Consider the following 14,012-nt stretch of genomic DNA (forward strand, 5'->3'; position numbering starts at 1 on the left):
CGGCAAGCCGGCTCCTACAGAGGTTTGCTTCGATTACTTCATCTCTACGATGACCTGCTCATTCCACAACTGAGGCAGTTTCTTGGAAGTCGCTTCCCAGGCATCCGCATCCTTGATCGGCTGCGGGTTGGCCTTGGTGTACTGCTCGCCCGGGATCAGGTTCTTGGCGATATCGGCCGGCAGTTTCAGGTCGGTTTCAGCGCGGATCGGACGCGCATTGCCTTTCGCCAGGTTGAGCTGGCCAGCGTCGCTGAAGATGTATTCGCGGGTCAGCTTGGCGGCGTTCGGGTGCTTGGCGTATTTGTTGATGATGGTGGTGTAGCCGGATTTCACCGAGCCGTCCGATGGGATCAGCACCACGTAGTCATCCGGGTTGGCCATCTTGGCCTTGTAGCTCAGGCCGTTGAAGTCCCAGACCACGCCCACTTCGACTTCACCTTTTTCCATGGTGGCGATGGTCGGGTTGGACAGCGAGAGGCGGCCTTGCTGGGCGATCTTGGTGAAAAATTGCAGGCCGGGGGCGATGTTCTTTTCGTCGCCTTTATTGGCGATGGCCGCTGCCAGTACACCGTTGGCCGCTTGCGCTGCAGTGCTCACGTCGCCGATGGAGACCTTGTACTTGCCGTTTTGCAGGTCAGCCCAGCTGGTTGGCACTTCAGAGCCGTGCAGCAGCTTCTTGTTGACGATAAACGCGATGGTGCCGGTGTAGGCCAAGGCCCAGTGACCGTCTTTGTCTTTAGCCCAATCCGGAACCTGGGCCCAGGTGGACGGTTTGTACGGCTGGGTGACTTCCTGCTTCACCGCGATCGGACCGAACGCTGCGCCCACGTCGCCGATGTCGGCGCTGGCGTTGTCTTTTTCAGCCTTGAACTTGGCGATTTCCTGGGCCGAGCTCATGTCGGTGTCGATGTGCTTGAGGCCGTAGGTCTTGGCCAGGTCTTCCCAGGTGCCTTTCCAGTTGGCCCAGTCATCGGGCATGCCGACGCTGTTGACGGCGCCTTCTGCCTTTGCGGCAGCTTCCAGGGTTTTTAGATCGGTATCAGCGGCCATGGCGGCGGTGCACATGGCAATGGTCGAGCCTAACAGTGATGCCAGGAAAAGCTGTTTCATCCGAAGCTCCTTTGGGCGTTTTCAACGCTGCGTTTTTATCGACGTTTGCGGTGGTGTTGGTCTAGGTCAGCAATACCTGAGCCAATCTAGGCTCGATGGATGACAGTTTCATGTCGATGTCGTTTTTAAATCGCGGATGTCGCTTGTCGCAGAGTTAGCGTAGACCATGCCCAAGTGCCCGCATTGATTGGACTTGGCCGATGTATTGCAGGGTGTGCTAAGGGCGATGGATACGGACTGTCATCTGTCGGTCATCTGTAATGCCTAGGCTGGCAAGCTTGAGTGCTGGCCGGTTTACGCAGCGGTTTGTGCACCGGATCGGTGCTGGTCTAGTCCAGATAGGTAACGTTGATGCGTGATGAGGCAATCAAGGCGGTGACATCCATTGGCCTGGCGCTGCAAGAGCAGATCGACCACGGCTTGTTGCCGCCTGCCAGCAAACTGCCCGCTGAGCGCAAGCTCAGCGAGTTGTTTGGTACCACCCGGATTACGGTGCGGGAAGCCTTGTTACAACTGGAAGCCCAAGGCCAGATCTATCGCGAGGAGCGGCGCGGCTGGTTTGTTTCGCCGCCACGGCTGGCGTACAACCTGATGCAGCGCAGCCATTTTCACGCCATGGTCAGCGACCAGGGGCGCGTGGCGTCCACCGAAGTGATTTCGGCGCGCTTGCAGCCGGCGTCGGCGGCGGTGTGCGCGTGGTTGCAGTTGCCCGCGCTGTCCAGTGTGATCCAGATCTGCCGGGGCCGGCGGATCGATGGGCGCTTGGTGCTGTATGTGGAGCACTACCTGAACCCGCAGTATTTTCCGGGGATCCTGGCGTGTGATTTGAATCAGTCGATGACTGAGCTGTATGCGCGCAAGTACGACCTGCACTACGGGCGCGTGCGCTTTGAAATCGTGCCGACCTCACTGCCGGTGGAAGCCGCCGCCGCGTTGCGCGTGTCGGTGGGCAGCCCGGGCTTGCGGATCGCCCGGGTCAATTATGACCAGCACCAGCGGTTGATCGATTGCGACCTGGAGTTCTGGCGGCATGATGCCATCCACGTGGGTGTGGATGTTACGGGGTCAGCGCCTTGATCACCTGATCCACATTGGTTTCCAGCTCTGTCACCGGCTCCGCACCGTCCACATTCAACACCAACAGCGTTGAATCACCGGCAGTGATAGCCGCCTTCACCGCGTCACTCGGCTGCCGATGATGCAGCACCACCGCCACCTCATTGTCCTTCAGCTCGGCACTCAGTTTCTGCAACGCCTCAGGCGTCCACTCCGCGTCGGGTCGCGCATCGGTGCTGAGCACTTCCAGGTTCAAACTGCTGACCAGGTAGGCGAAGTGATCACTCAGGCTGACCACACTCAAGTTGTCCGCCTTGGCCAGCCGCGCTTCGCTGTCGGCGGTGAGCTTGAGCAGGCGTTGTTTGAGGGCGGCGAGGTTGGCGTCGATCTTCGGCTTGGCGGTGGGCGCCAGGCGGCTCAGGTCGGCGGCCAGCACATCGGCCATGCGTCCCATGTTGTTGCTCGACTGCCACGGCTGGCTGTTCAGGCCATCGGTGACGCCCGGCTGCACCGCGATGCCCGGCAGACCACCGTCCACCGGACGTGCAGCGTCGACTTCGACGATGCGGATGTTGCTGCGCCGCGCCACCGGGTACAGCGGGTCATCGGCCCACAGTGAGCGCAGGCCGATGGCGGCGTCGGCATCCAGCGCCAACTTATTCAGGGCGGGGGCGCCACGGCCGGTGAAGTAGGACACTTGTCGCGAACCGGGCAGATTGGCCGGCGCGGCGCGTTCAAGCTGCACGTCGGTGCCTTTGAGCAGCACTTCAGCCAGGCCGTAGGTGATCGGCAACGAGGCCAGCACTTTGACCGGCTTTGCCGCGTGGGCAGCCGGTTTGGCCGCTTCAGCCGCCATCAACGGCGTGGTGAACAAACAAGCGATGGCCAGGGCCAGGGGAGAAAGAACGGAGCGCATTATCCAAGATTCCCTTTAAGGCTGGGCACCGTGCCGCGCGCGATGGCGGCCAGGGCGAAGGCGATACCGGCGACCAGGATGATCGCGGCGCCGGACGGCACGGGCAGGTCGAAGATGATCGGCAGCAGGATCCCGCACAGGGTGCTGATGGTGGCAATCGCGACGGAGATCCAGAAGAAGCCCTTGAGCGACTGGCTCAACAGGCGTGCCGCAGCGGCGGGAATCACCAGCAGCGCCCCCACCAGGATCGCGCCGATGACCTTGACCGCCGCGACGGTGATCAGCGTCACCAGGATCACGAACAGATAATCCAAGGTCTTCACCGCTACACCGCGCACCGCTGCCAATTGTGGATTGAAGCTGGCCAACATGATGCGGTTGTACAGCGGCAGTGCCAGGGCCATCACCAACGAGCCGACTACCGCCAGCACCAGCAGGTCGTTGCCGTTGACAGTCAAGACCGAGCCGAACAGTACGTTCTCGAGAATATGCACGTTGATCTTGCCGGCCAGGATCAGCAACAGGCTCGCACCCAGCGCCAGGGACACCGACAGGAACACGCCGATCAAGGTGTCCGGCGCCAGGCCGGTGCGGTTGCGCAGGTAGTTGAGCAAGATGCCGAACAGCAGGCAGTAGCCGAACAACGCGCCATATGGGCCGGTGTAGGGTTCACCGAGCAGGATGCCCACCGCCACGCCCGTCAGCGCTGCGTGGCCGACCGCTTCGGAGAAAAACGCGAAGCGCTTGACCACCACCAGCGTGCCCAGGCCGCCGAGTACCGGGCCGATCAGCAGGCCGGCGAGCAGGGCGTTGACCACAAAACCGTAGGCCAGCGCTTCCGGCAGATAACCGGCAGAGGCCCAGCCTTGGACCATCAAGCGAAAGGCTTCATAACTCATTGCGCCGGGCTCCGAGGGTGGGTGGAGAACAGGGTCAGCAGGCGATCCGGGGTCAACGCCTCTTTGGGCGTGGCGTCGAACAGCACGCGGCGGTTGAGGCCGGTGACGCGATCGGCCAGGCGGCCCACAGCTTCCAGGTCATGTTCGATCCATAGCACGGTGATTCCCGCCAGGCGCCAGTCATTCAGCAGGCGCTCAAACACCTGGATACCGGCTTCATCCAGCGCCGACATCGGTTCATCCAGCACCAGCAACTGCGGCGCCGGGATCAGTCCCTGGGCCAGCAACACGCGCTGGCGTTCACCGCCGGACAGCGCGCCCATGCGTCGCTTGCGTTTGTCTTGCATGCCGACGCGCTCCAGCGCATCGCCAATCGCGCCGGCGTAATGCTTGGACAGGCCGAGAAACGCCGGACGCCGTTGGCACATTGCCGCCATGAAATCATCCACGGTCATCGGCAAGCCCCGGTCGAACTCCAGGGCCTGGGGCACATAGCCAATGGTGCCGGGTGTGGCTGGCCAGTGCAGGCTCAAGCGTCCCTGGTGAGGAGTTTGCCCGAGCAGCGTCTTGATCAACGAGCTTTTGCCGCCGCCGTTGGGGCCGACCAGTGCATGGATACTGCCCGGCTGTACCTGGAAGCTCACGTCATCCAGGATCACCGTGCGTCCCAGCGTTAGCGCAACCTGATCGAACTCAAGCGTCGGGCCGACGCTGACGGCACTCAGCTGTTCCGCCGCCGTCATGATCCGGACTCCTGAATCGCCCGCACCACCGTATTGAGGTTGCCGGTCATCTCCACTTCGTACTTCTCGGCGCTGTATTCGCCGTAGGAAATATGCGACAGCGGGTACAGTTTTACGCCTGACTCACGCTGGATGGTGTCGACGTAGGTGGACGGGAAATCCATCTCCGAGAAGATCACCTTCACGTCCAGGGCGCGCAGTTCATCGATGGTTTTCTTCAACTGACTCGGGCTTGGCTCGATGCCGTGGGCCGGCTCGACCACGGCGGTGACTTCCAGGCCGAATTCGCGCAGCAGGTAGTCGTAGGCCGCGTGCACGGTGGCCACGCGCAGGTCCGGGTTGGGCGCGCTGGTCAACTTGGCGAGCGCATCGGCGCGCATCTGGCGCAGGCGCTTGCCGTAGGCACGGGCGTTCTGGGTGTAGGTCTTGGCGTTGTCCGGGTCGAGCTTGCCCAGTTCGCGGGCGATGTTGTTGACCTGGGCAATCGACGCACTGATCGACAGGAACGTATGCGGGTTGACCACCTTGCCCGCACCGCGCGCGGCGTTACCGGTGGCGGCCAGCAGCGGCACGTTGGCGTTGGCCTCGATCACCGGGATGTCCGGGCGTTCGCTGGTGGCGATCATGCGGTCGGCGAAATCATCGTGGCCGACGCCGTTGAGCACGATCACGTCCAGGGTGCCGATGCGCTTGATGTCTTCGGCGCGCGGTTCGTAGGCATGCGGGTTGAAACCGGCCGGAATCAGCGGCACCACTTCGGCCTTGTCGCCGACGATATTCGCCACATAGCTGTAATAAGGGTGCAGGGTGATACCGATACGCAGGCGTTTGGCAGCCTCGGCGTTAGCCAATGGAGCGAGCATCAGGCTGAACAGGCCAACCAGCAACAGGCGCAACAGGGGAGATGAAATAGACATGGGCAATCGGTCTTCTCGTTCAGTGACGGTGCTGGCGGGTGACGCCGGCATCGAATTGCGCGACCACTTGCTGCCAGCCGGCCGCGATCAGCGCCTGGTCAGTGAGGTCGGAAGGGGCGGCGAGGTTGGCCTGGCGATTGAGCCAGATATCCGGTTCGGCACCGTGCACACGCATCAGCAGTGAGCCGGCTGTGGCCGGTGCCTGGCTCAAGCCCAGGTAGGCCGAAGGCTCCAGCAATTGCCAGCGGTGATCGCCACGGCTGACCGAACTGGCGTCCTGGGCAAAGGGTGCGAAGCCTTCTTCGGCCAGTTGCGCCGGGCTGGGCAGCGCGCTTTGCTCCTGCTGCAACAGCTGGATTTCATCCAGGGTCACCCGCAGGTCGGCGTAGATACCTTGCTCGGCGGCACTCAGGTCGCGGCGCGCATCCAATTGGTGGCTGGGTACGGCCGCCACTTCCTGGGATTCACCGTGCAGCGCGATCACCGAGCCGGCCACCGCGAGGATGATCAGGCACAACAGCAGCACGTAGAGGGTTTCATGACCGGCGCCGGCGGGGCGTACAACCTGTGTGGTGGTCATTGCGGCTGGATATCCGCTTGGTCGATTTCCACCACGTGGCCGGGGCCTGCATCAAACAGCACGTAGAACTCGGCGGACGGTTTCTTGAAGGTCAGGGTCGAGTCCTCACCCAGCTTGCCAGGCACCAGGATGGTTTCGTCATAGCCGATCACATCGAGGGTCACGCCGGGTGCGCCGCTGCCGTCGGAGAAACCGCCTTTGCACTGGATCTGCTCGCCGGGGATTTCCTTGCACTCACACATCGGGTTGTGGGCCAGGGCGACGGTACTGAAACCGGCGCACATCAGCAGGACGCCACAGGCGCGGGTCATGCGCATCAAAGTCATGGTTTAACTCCTTGCTTGTTCAGCCAGGCAATAGTGGCAGGCGAAGCCTGGCTCAACGGGATGGAACCCTGGTGCATCGTGCCGTCCCAGCCTTCCATGGTGACCCACAGTTCGGCGTCGGCGGGCGTGCGTTCCGGGATCGGCAGGCCGGCGCCCATGCGGTACGGCGTGCCAAAGAAGATCACCCCGGCGGCGCGCAGGCTGCGCGGCTTGCCGATGCGCAGGTAGGTGGCCTTGACCTGTTCGGCACAGGTGTCGCACAGGGCGGCATTGAAGAACTTCATCGGCCCGGCTGGGTCTGGGCGCGGGCCTTCATTGCGGAACTCCGCGAGCGTCAGGCTCCAGGGCCCGACCTGCACCTCACCGGCCACGCGCTCGCCGATGCCGGTGTCGCCACGAAACAGCGCCGCGTCAGCGAAGTACTTGGGCATGAAGCCCAGGGGGATCAGCAACAGCAGCACATTGATGTGGAAGCGCCATTTCAGCCAGAAGGCCCGCAGCGCCGAAGGTTTAGCAGCAGCGACCTTGCTCATGGGGTGACCTCCGAGGTTTCAGCCTGCCTGGCGGGGGCGGCCGCCGGCTTATGTTGGGTCTTGGCTTCACGCTTGAGGGCATTGAGGGTGGCCAGGGCGGTGCGCTTGGTCCAGATCAGCAGGCCGCTCAACACCATCATGCTCATGATCAGGCCAAAGAATGCCCAGATCAGCTTGATCCAGATCCCACCAAAGTCGCCGGTGTGCAGCGGGCGCATGGATTCGGTGACGAACTCCAGCTTCGAACGGTCGGACAGCAAGTGCGCCGCCGCGACTTCGCCGTCATAGGGGTTGATCTGCGCGGTCTGGAACATCAGCGGATACCAGCCGCGCCCGCCGATCTGCAGGTGGCTGTAGGCATTGAGCGGCAGGCTGATGAAGCTCGCCTCCAGGCCAGGAATGCGCTGTGTAGCGATCTTGATCGCCTCGTCCACAGGAATCATGGGAGCCGGCACGCCGGGTGCCGACATCGGCACTTTTTCCCGTGCAATCACCGGGATGACCGGCTCGGTGGAAATCGAGATCTGGTTATCCCCCAGGATCGCCCGGATCAGGAACCAAATGCCGGTGACGGAGATCACCGCGATGAACCAGATCGACCAGATACCGCTCAAGCGGTGGAAGTCACCCCAGAAGATCCGCGCACCGTGGCGGATACGCAGTGTAGGGCGCAGGAAGCCTTTCCAGAAACGCTTGTACACCACCAGCCCGGTGACCAGCGACGCCAGCAACGGAATACCCAGTGCCGAGACCAGGTACCAGCCCCAGCTGTAGCCATTGGTGAACGGCACCAGCCACCAGCCGTGCAGGGCGCGGGTAAAGGCCTGGAAGTTGAACGACGGGCTGATGCCCTGGATCGCGCCGGTGTAGGGGTTGACGTAGACCTCGACGGAGCGCCCGTCGGGGTAGCTGAGGTCGACGCTGAGGGCGAAGTGGGATTCGTCGGGGCGGCTGATCGACTGGACGAACACCTGGGGTTCTTCGCGCTTGATCGCGGCGATCACCTGGTCATAGCTCAGCGGTTCGGCGTCGTCCGTCGGCTTGCTCGCGCGGATATCCGGGTTGGCCAGCCAGACGATCTCCTGGCTGACCACCGCCAGGGTGCCGGTGACGCAGACGATCAGTACAAAGAACCAGATGGGCAAGGCCAACCAGCTATGCACGAGAAACCAGAGTTTGGAGCGTGACTTCTTCGACATGTGAATGAGGGTCTTGATCGGAGGGGGGCAGTGAAGGCCCGGAAAAGGCCAGTCGTAGCTTTTGCTGACGCGACAGGCTGTATCTAAGTTAAGACGGATGAGAATGAGAAATCCCTAACCCGGATATGAAAGAAAATGTTTCAGGTTCACATTCAGGCCGCTTAAACGCCTCGATCGAACACGAAACATGTTCCAAGCCATCACCCAAGCGGCATTGATGGGGCCCGGGCGCTGCGTAGGATGGGCGCATACCGTTGAGTGAGCCTAAGAAATGACTGCCAGAACCCTCTACGACAAACACATCGACTCCCACACGGTGTGCCCCCTGGATGACCAGGGCCATGTCCTGCTCTATATAGACCGCCAGGTGATCAACGAATACACCAGTCCCCAGGCCTTCAGCGGCTTGCGCGAGGCTGGGCGCACGGTGTGGCGTCCGGGCACGGCGTTGGCCGTGGTCGACCATGTGAACCCCACCACGCCCCAGCGTATCGCGGCGATGCCGGATGCAGGCGGCGCGCGCCAAGTGTCGTACCTGGCGGAGAACTGCCGGGACTTCGGTATCGAGCTGCTGGACATCCTCGACAAGCGCCAAGGCATCGAACACGTAATCGCTCCGGAACAGGGTTTTATCCTGCCCGGCATGGTGATTGCCGCCGGAGACAGTCACACCACCACCTACGGCGCCCTCGGGGCCTTTGGTTTTGGCATCGGCACCTCGGAAATCGAACACCTGCTGGCGTCCCAGACGTTGGTCTACAAACGTCTGAAGACTATGCGGGTGACCGTAGACGGTGACCTGGCGCCGGGTTTGACTTCAAAAGACGTGATCATGGCGCTGATCGGCAAGATCGGCGCGTCCGGCGCAACGGGCTATGCCATCGAATTTCGCGGCTCCACCATCGACGCGCTGAGCGTCGAGGCGCGCATGACCATCTGCAACATGGCGGTGGAAGCGGGCGCTCGTGGCGCCTTCATGGCGCCGGACGAGAAAGTGTTCGGCTACCTCAAGGGCAAACCACGCGCACCGCAAGGCGAGCTGTGGGAAAAAGCACTGTTGGAGTGGCGAAAACTCCACACCGATGACGACGCGGTGTTCGACCGGGAGGTGCAACTCGACGCCACCACCCTGGAACCCATGGTCACCTGGGGCACCAGCCCCGACCAGGCTGCACCCATCGGCGCCCGCGTGCCCGACCCGCAGGATGTCAGCGACCTGATCCTGCGCCAGGACATGCGCCGTGCCCTCAACTACATGGGCCTGGAAGCCGGCATGCCGCTGAGCGAGATCGTCATCAGCCACGCCTTCATCGGCTCCTGCACCAATGCGCGCATCGAAGATCTGCGCGACGCCGCCAGCGTGGTGCGCGGTAAACACGTGGCCGACCACGTCCGCGCGATGATTGTGCCCGGCTCCACCGAAGTCCGTGACCAGGCCGAGGCCGAAGGGCTGGCGGCGATTTTTATCGAGGCTGGCTTTGAATGGCGCCAGTCGGGCTGTTCGATGTGCCTGGCCATGAACGACGACGTGCTGGCCCCCGGCGACCGCTGCGCCTCCAGCACCAACCGCAACTTCGAAGGTCGCCAGGGCGCGGGCGCACGCACGCACCTGATGAGCCCGGCGATGGTCGCCGCCGCTGCCATAACCGGTCGCCTTACTGATATCCGCCACTTTGGAGCGCGCCCATGAGCCTGCAACCCTTCACCCTGGTCACCGGCAAGGCCGCGCCGATGCTGGCGGCCAACATCGACACCGACGTGATCATGCCCAAGCAGTTCCTCAAGGGCATCGACCGCAGCGGCCTGGACCGTGGGTTGTTCTTCGACTTGCGCTTCTTGCCGTCCGGCGAGCCCAACCCCGACTTCGTGCTGAACCAGCCGGCCTGGCAGGGCGCGAGTTTCATGGTGGTAGGGCCGAATTTCGGCTGCGGTTCCAGCCGTGAACATGCGGTGTGGGGCTTGAAGCAAATGGGCATCCGCGCCCTGATCGGCAGCAGCTTTGCCGGGATTTTCTATGACAACTGCCAGCGCAACGGGGTGTTGTTGATCACCTTGGACGAGGCGGTGTTGCAGCGGTTGGGTAAGACGGTCAGCCAGGCGGACCAGGCGCAGATCAGCGTGGACCTTGAAGCCCAGGCGATTCGCTTGGCGGACGGCGAGGTGCTCCCGTTCCAGATCGATACCCTGCGTAAAACTGCGTTGCTATTGGGGCTGGACGCCATTGGCAGCACCTTGCAACGCCGTGAAGAGATCAAGGCCTTCGAGTGCCGGCACCTGGCAGCCAATCCCTGGCTGAGTTAAATCGACAACCCTTTGAAATGCTCCTGCAAAAACTCCACGCAGGCGCGCAGTTTCCCGGAATACGCCAACCGTGTCGGGTACACCGCCCACACGTTGGCGCTCTGGGTATACCCGTGCAGCACCTGCACCAGCTTGCCTTGTTCCAGCAGCGGCTTTACATCCCACATTGAGCGCAGCAACACCCCGCGCCCATCCAACGCCCACTGCAATACAATCTCGCCATTGTTCGACGACAACGGCCCGCGCACGCGCACGCTTTCCTGGGTGCCGTCGTGTTCCAGGTTCCAGATGCCAAACGCGTTATCGCGCTCCTTGAGCACCAGGCAGTCGTGTTGCTCCAGGTCACTCAACTGTTGCGGTGTGCCGCGACGCTGCAGATAGGCCGGTGCCGCGCACAGCACGCGGCGGTTGCTCACCAGTCGGCGGCCGATGTGCTGGCCGGGGATATCGTCGCCCACGCGGATCTCCAAATCGAAGCCTTCGCTGACGATGTCCACCACGCGGTCGAACAGGTCCAGGCGGATTTCCAGGTCCGGATACTGTTCCGCCAGCAACGACAGGGCCGGCGCCACATGGTTGCGGCCGAAACCAAAGCTGCTGCACAAATGCAGGCGGCCACGGGGGCTGTCGTGGGCGTCGGAGAGCTCATCGGAGAGTTGTTGGAAGTCTTCCAGGATACGCACGGCCCAGCGCTGCACCCGTTCGCCGTCTTCGGTCAGGGCAATGCGCCGGCTGGTGCGGTGCAACAGCCGGGTGGCCAGGGTGGTTTCGAGGATCTGGATGCGCTTGCTGACATACGCCGGCGACAACCCGAGTTCGTCGGCGGCCGCTGCGAAGCCGGCCTTGCGGATCACGGTCAGGAACACCCGCAGGTCTTCGGGTAGGGGCACGGTATCTTTCTTATTAGTCATCAGAAGCAGGGCTGGCGGCATGAGCCGCCAGAATAGCACCGGATCGGGGTGCCTTCCGGCACACCCGGCCTTCTTCGGTTACTCGGCAGCGATCTTCGCTTGAGCGGCTGCCCGCGCATGTCGGCCGTGCTTGAGCGCGATAGGCGCCATTTTTTCGCGGTCCAGTTCACCTTCCCAGGCGGCCACCACCAAGGCGGCCACGGCGTTGCCGATGATATTGGTCAGTGAGCGGCATTCAGCCATGAAGCGGTCAACGCCGAGGATCAACACCATCGCCGCCACCGGCACCGTCGGCACCACCGCCAAACTTGCCGCCAATGCGACAAACCCCGCGCCGACCACCGCCCCGGCGCCCTTGGACGTCAGCATGGCCACCGCCAGCAGCGTCAACTGCTGTTCCAGCGGCAAGTGGATATTGGTGGCCTGGGCCAGGAACAACACCGCCAGGGTCATATAGATGTTGGTGCCGTCCAGGTTGAAGGTGTAGCCGGTCGGCACCACGATGCCCACCACGCCTTTGGAGGCGCCCAGGCTTTCAAGTTTCTGGATCAATTGCGGCAGCGCCGATTCCGACGAGCTGGTGCCCAGCACGATCAGCAGCTCCGACTTGATGTAACCCATCAACTTGAAAATGCTGAAGCCGGCGTAGCGGGCGATGCTGCCCAGCACCACGGCAATGAAGAAAAACGCGGTGATATAGAAGGTGCCCACCAGTTTCAACAGCGGCAGCAATGAACCGACGCCGTATTTACCGATAGTGAACGCAATCGCGCCAAAGGCCCCGATCGGCGCGACCCGGCTGATGATGCCGACGATGCGGAAGAACACTTCGCTGGCCTGGTTGATGACACCCACCAACGGTCGGCCCTTTTCACCGACCATCACCAGGCCGACGCCAAACAGCACGGAAACGAACAACACCGGCAGGATTTCACCCTTGGAGAACGCATCGAAAAACGTTGCGGGGATTACGTGCAACAGGAACCCGACGATGCCTTCTCCATGTTCGGCCTGGCCGACAAAACCGGCGATGGCCGAGCTGTCGAGGGTCTTCACGTCGATATTGAAGCCGACGCCCGGATGCAGCAGGTGCGCGGCGAGAATGCCGATCAACAGGGCAATGGTCGAGACGACTTCGAAGTACAGCAGCGCCTTGCCGCCGACGCGGCCGACCTGTTTTACGTCGTGCATGCTGGTGATGCCGGACACCACCGTGCAGAAGATGATCGGGCCGATGATCATCTTGATCAGCTTGATAAAGCCATCGCCGAGTGGCTTGAGGTCGATGCCGATCTGCGGGCATTGATGGCCGATCAACACGCCCAGCGCAATCGCGATGAGCACCTGGATATACAGGGTTCCCAGCAGTTTTCTGATTGTCATTGTTATTATCTCGCAGTCTTTTTTGGGCAAGCAGACCCCGTCGCAGGCGTTGGCGCGCCTGCGTGGGGGAGTGAATCAGGGGGTCAGCGAAGGAAGGTCAGGACTTCGCCCAGCAACAACTCGGGAGCCTCTTCGGCAATGTAATGGCCGGCCGGCAGGGCCTTGCCGCGCACGTCGGTGGCGACTTTCTGCCATTCCTTGAGCGGCTCGAAACAGCGGCCGACGGTGCCTTCGGCGCCCCACATCACCAGCAACGGCAGGTTCAGGTGATGGCCAGCGTCGATATCCGCCCGGTCGTGCTCAAGGTCGATACCGGCGGCAGCCCGGTAGTCTTCGCAGATGCCAGTGGCGGCGCCCGGCAGTTTCAGGCAGCGCAGGTATTCGGCGAAGGCCTCATCGGTAAATGGCTTGAGCCCGGCGCTGCGGCTGCCCATCACGCTGCGCAGGTACAACTCCGGGTTGCTCTCGATCAAGGCTTCCGGCAACGGCGCCGGACGGATCAGGAAGAACCAGTGCCAGTAGGCGCGGGCGAAGGCTTCGTCGGTTTGCGCATACATTGACAGGGTGGGGGCGATGTCCAGCAGCACCATGCGTTGCACGGCGGTCGGGTGGTCCAGGGCCAGGCGATGGGCCACGCGGGCACCACGGTCATGGGCCAGCACCGAGAACTGCTCAAAGCCCAGGGCTTTCATGAGTTCAACGCCGTCCCGGGCCATTTCCCGTTTTGAATAATTCGTGTGGTGGTCATTGGCCGGCGGCTTGCTGCTGTCGCCATAACCGCGCAGGTCGGCCGCCACCACGGTGAAGTGCTCGGCCAATTGCTCGGCGACTTTGTGCCAGATGACGTGGGTTTGCGGGTGCCCGTGCAGCAGGAGCAGACCGGGACCTGTACCGCCTTTGCGGTAGCTGATGTCCACGCCGTTGACGTGGCAGCTGTCTTTTTGGAATCCGGCGAACATGGAATGACTCCTTGTGATGAGTGCCTGCATCCTGGAATCACGCGGCGTTCGGGGCAAGGGCGAAAACGTGGAGGGGTTGTTCATGAAGTGTGATGTAGGAGCGAGCTTGCTCGCGAAGAAGGTCAACGATAACGCCGGCCTCCCGAATGCAGGCGTTGTCATGGCGTTTTTCGCGAGCA

The 14,012-nt window shown here is 62.4% G+C and carries 15 protein-coding genes; 3 read left to right on the plus strand and 12 right to left on the minus strand.

Annotated features, from left to right (window positions below):
• Positions 1-33 precede the first annotated feature (33 nt).
• Positions 34-1,110, minus strand: a complete 1,077-nt coding sequence (locus tag CI807_RS16615) for an ABC transporter substrate-binding protein (RefSeq protein WP_038844846.1) — start codon at positions 1,108-1,110, stop codon at positions 34-36.
• Between the two features lie 351 nt (positions 1,111-1,461).
• On the opposite strand from CI807_RS16615, the gene CI807_RS16620 reads away from it, so the two are divergent.
• On the plus strand, positions 1,462-2,187 hold the full coding sequence (locus CI807_RS16620) for a UTRA domain-containing protein (RefSeq protein WP_038844847.1): 726 nt from the start codon (positions 1,462-1,464) through the stop codon (positions 2,185-2,187).
• Here CI807_RS16620 and CI807_RS16625 read toward each other — a convergent pair.
• The 8 genes from CI807_RS16625 to CI807_RS16660 are packed head-to-tail and all read right to left on the minus strand — an operon-like array spanning position 2,168 to position 8,279.
• Entirely contained in the window at positions 2,168-3,082 is a 915-nt protein-coding gene (locus tag CI807_RS16625; RefSeq protein WP_095015379.1) for a metal ABC transporter solute-binding protein, Zn/Mn family, read from the minus strand. The genes CI807_RS16620 and CI807_RS16625 overlap by 20 nt on opposite strands.
• On the minus strand, positions 3,082-3,981 hold the full coding sequence (locus CI807_RS16630; RefSeq protein WP_028615795.1) for a metal ABC transporter permease: 900 nt from the start codon (positions 3,979-3,981) through the stop codon (positions 3,082-3,084). Before CI807_RS16630 ends, CI807_RS16625 begins: the two co-directional genes overlap by 1 nt.
• The gene (locus CI807_RS16635; protein ID WP_061435968.1) at positions 3,978-4,724 is read right to left on the minus strand and encodes a metal ABC transporter ATP-binding protein; all 747 of its coding nucleotides are present in this window, start codon (positions 4,722-4,724) and stop codon (positions 3,978-3,980) included. Before CI807_RS16635 ends, CI807_RS16630 begins: the two co-directional genes overlap by 4 nt.
• Positions 4,721-5,641, minus strand: a complete 921-nt coding sequence (locus tag CI807_RS16640; protein ID WP_016980243.1) for a metal ABC transporter substrate-binding protein — start codon at positions 5,639-5,641, stop codon at positions 4,721-4,723. Before CI807_RS16640 ends, CI807_RS16635 begins: the two co-directional genes overlap by 4 nt.
• 19 nt (positions 5,642-5,660) lie before the next feature.
• On the minus strand, positions 5,661-6,221 hold the full coding sequence (locus tag CI807_RS16645; RefSeq protein ID WP_016980242.1) for a DUF6162 family protein: 561 nt from the start codon (positions 6,219-6,221) through the stop codon (positions 5,661-5,663).
• A complete protein-coding gene (locus CI807_RS16650; RefSeq protein ID WP_016980241.1) occupies positions 6,218-6,547 on the minus strand; it encodes a hypothetical protein in 330 nt (109 codons plus the stop codon). Before CI807_RS16650 ends, CI807_RS16645 begins: the two co-directional genes overlap by 4 nt.
• Positions 6,544-7,080, minus strand: coding sequence for a hypothetical protein (locus CI807_RS16655; RefSeq protein WP_025859107.1), 537 nt, complete (start codon positions 7,078-7,080; stop codon positions 6,544-6,546). The genes CI807_RS16650 and CI807_RS16655 overlap by 4 nt, the downstream gene beginning before the upstream one ends.
• Positions 7,077-8,279, minus strand: coding sequence for a PepSY domain-containing protein (locus tag CI807_RS16660; protein ID WP_016980239.1), 1,203 nt, complete (start codon positions 8,277-8,279; stop codon positions 7,077-7,079). The genes CI807_RS16655 and CI807_RS16660 overlap by 4 nt, the downstream gene beginning before the upstream one ends.
• 271 nt (positions 8,280-8,550) lie before the next feature.
• On the opposite strand from CI807_RS16660, the gene leuC reads away from it, so the two are divergent.
• Both leuC and leuD read left to right on the plus strand, forming a co-directional pair.
• Positions 8,551-9,969, plus strand: a complete 1,419-nt coding sequence (leuC, locus tag CI807_RS16665; RefSeq protein WP_095015380.1) for a 3-isopropylmalate dehydratase large subunit — start codon at positions 8,551-8,553, stop codon at positions 9,967-9,969.
• The gene (leuD, locus tag CI807_RS16670) at positions 9,966-10,580 is read left to right on the plus strand and encodes a 3-isopropylmalate dehydratase small subunit (RefSeq protein WP_095015381.1); all 615 of its coding nucleotides are present in this window, start codon (positions 9,966-9,968) and stop codon (positions 10,578-10,580) included. The genes leuC and leuD overlap by 4 nt, the downstream gene beginning before the upstream one ends.
• Here the strand turns inward: leuD and CI807_RS16675 are convergent.
• The 3 genes from CI807_RS16675 to CI807_RS16685 form a co-directional block, all read right to left on the minus strand.
• On the minus strand, positions 10,577-11,491 hold the full coding sequence (locus tag CI807_RS16675) for a LysR substrate-binding domain-containing protein (protein ID WP_218239522.1): 915 nt from the start codon (positions 11,489-11,491) through the stop codon (positions 10,577-10,579). The two genes, leuD and CI807_RS16675, sit on opposite strands and share 4 nt — an antisense overlap.
• Before the next feature lie 78 nt (positions 11,492-11,569).
• Positions 11,570-12,874: a dicarboxylate/amino acid:cation symporter gene (locus tag CI807_RS16680; protein WP_095015383.1), complete on the minus strand. Its 1,305-nt coding sequence runs from the start codon at positions 12,872-12,874 to the stop codon at positions 11,570-11,572.
• Between the two features lie 83 nt (positions 12,875-12,957).
• Complete coding sequence (locus CI807_RS16685; protein ID WP_095015384.1) at positions 12,958-13,833, minus strand: alpha/beta fold hydrolase; 876 nt, start codon at positions 13,831-13,833, stop codon at positions 12,958-12,960.
• Positions 13,834-14,012: the final 179 nt, after the last annotated feature.

Origin of the sequence: Pseudomonas sp. NS1(2017) (genome assembly GCF_002269425.1) — a bacterium.
GTDB lineage: Bacteria > Pseudomonadota > Gammaproteobacteria > Pseudomonadales > Pseudomonadaceae > Aquipseudomonas > Aquipseudomonas reactans.

Coding starts and splice junctions, on each gene's coding strand:
- CI807_RS16615 (WP_038844846.1), bottom strand. CDS start 1,110: ATGAAACAGCTTTTCCTGGCATCACTGTTAGGCTCGACCATTGCCATG.
- CI807_RS16620 (WP_038844847.1), top strand. CDS start 1,462: ATGCGTGATGAGGCAATCAAGGCGGTGACATCCATTGGCCTGGCGCTG.
- CI807_RS16625 (WP_095015379.1), bottom strand. CDS start 3,082: ATGCGCTCCGTTCTTTCTCCCCTGGCCCTGGCCATCGCTTGTTTGTTC.
- CI807_RS16630 (WP_028615795.1), bottom strand. CDS start 3,981: ATGAGTTATGAAGCCTTTCGCTTGATGGTCCAAGGCTGGGCCTCTGCC.
- CI807_RS16635 (WP_061435968.1), bottom strand. CDS start 4,724: ATGACGGCGGCGGAACAGCTGAGTGCCGTCAGCGTCGGCCCGACGCTT.
- CI807_RS16640 (WP_016980243.1), bottom strand. CDS start 5,641: ATGTCTATTTCATCTCCCCTGTTGCGCCTGTTGCTGGTTGGCCTGTTC.
- CI807_RS16645 (WP_016980242.1), bottom strand. CDS start 6,221: ATGACCACCACACAGGTTGTACGCCCCGCCGGCGCCGGTCATGAAACC.
- CI807_RS16650 (WP_016980241.1), bottom strand. CDS start 6,547: ATGACTTTGATGCGCATGACCCGCGCCTGTGGCGTCCTGCTGATGTGC.
- CI807_RS16655 (WP_025859107.1), bottom strand. CDS start 7,080: ATGAGCAAGGTCGCTGCTGCTAAACCTTCGGCGCTGCGGGCCTTCTGG.
- CI807_RS16660 (WP_016980239.1), bottom strand. CDS start 8,279: ATGTCGAAGAAGTCACGCTCCAAACTCTGGTTTCTCGTGCATAGCTGG.
- leuC (WP_095015380.1), top strand. CDS start 8,551: ATGACTGCCAGAACCCTCTACGACAAACACATCGACTCCCACACGGTG.
- leuD (WP_095015381.1), top strand. CDS start 9,966: ATGAGCCTGCAACCCTTCACCCTGGTCACCGGCAAGGCCGCGCCGATG.
- CI807_RS16675 (WP_218239522.1), bottom strand. CDS start 11,491: ATGACTAATAAGAAAGATACCGTGCCCCTACCCGAAGACCTGCGGGTG.
- CI807_RS16680 (WP_095015383.1), bottom strand. CDS start 12,874: ATGACAATCAGAAAACTGCTGGGAACCCTGTATATCCAGGTGCTCATC.
- CI807_RS16685 (WP_095015384.1), bottom strand. CDS start 13,833: ATGTTCGCCGGATTCCAAAAAGACAGCTGCCACGTCAACGGCGTGGAC.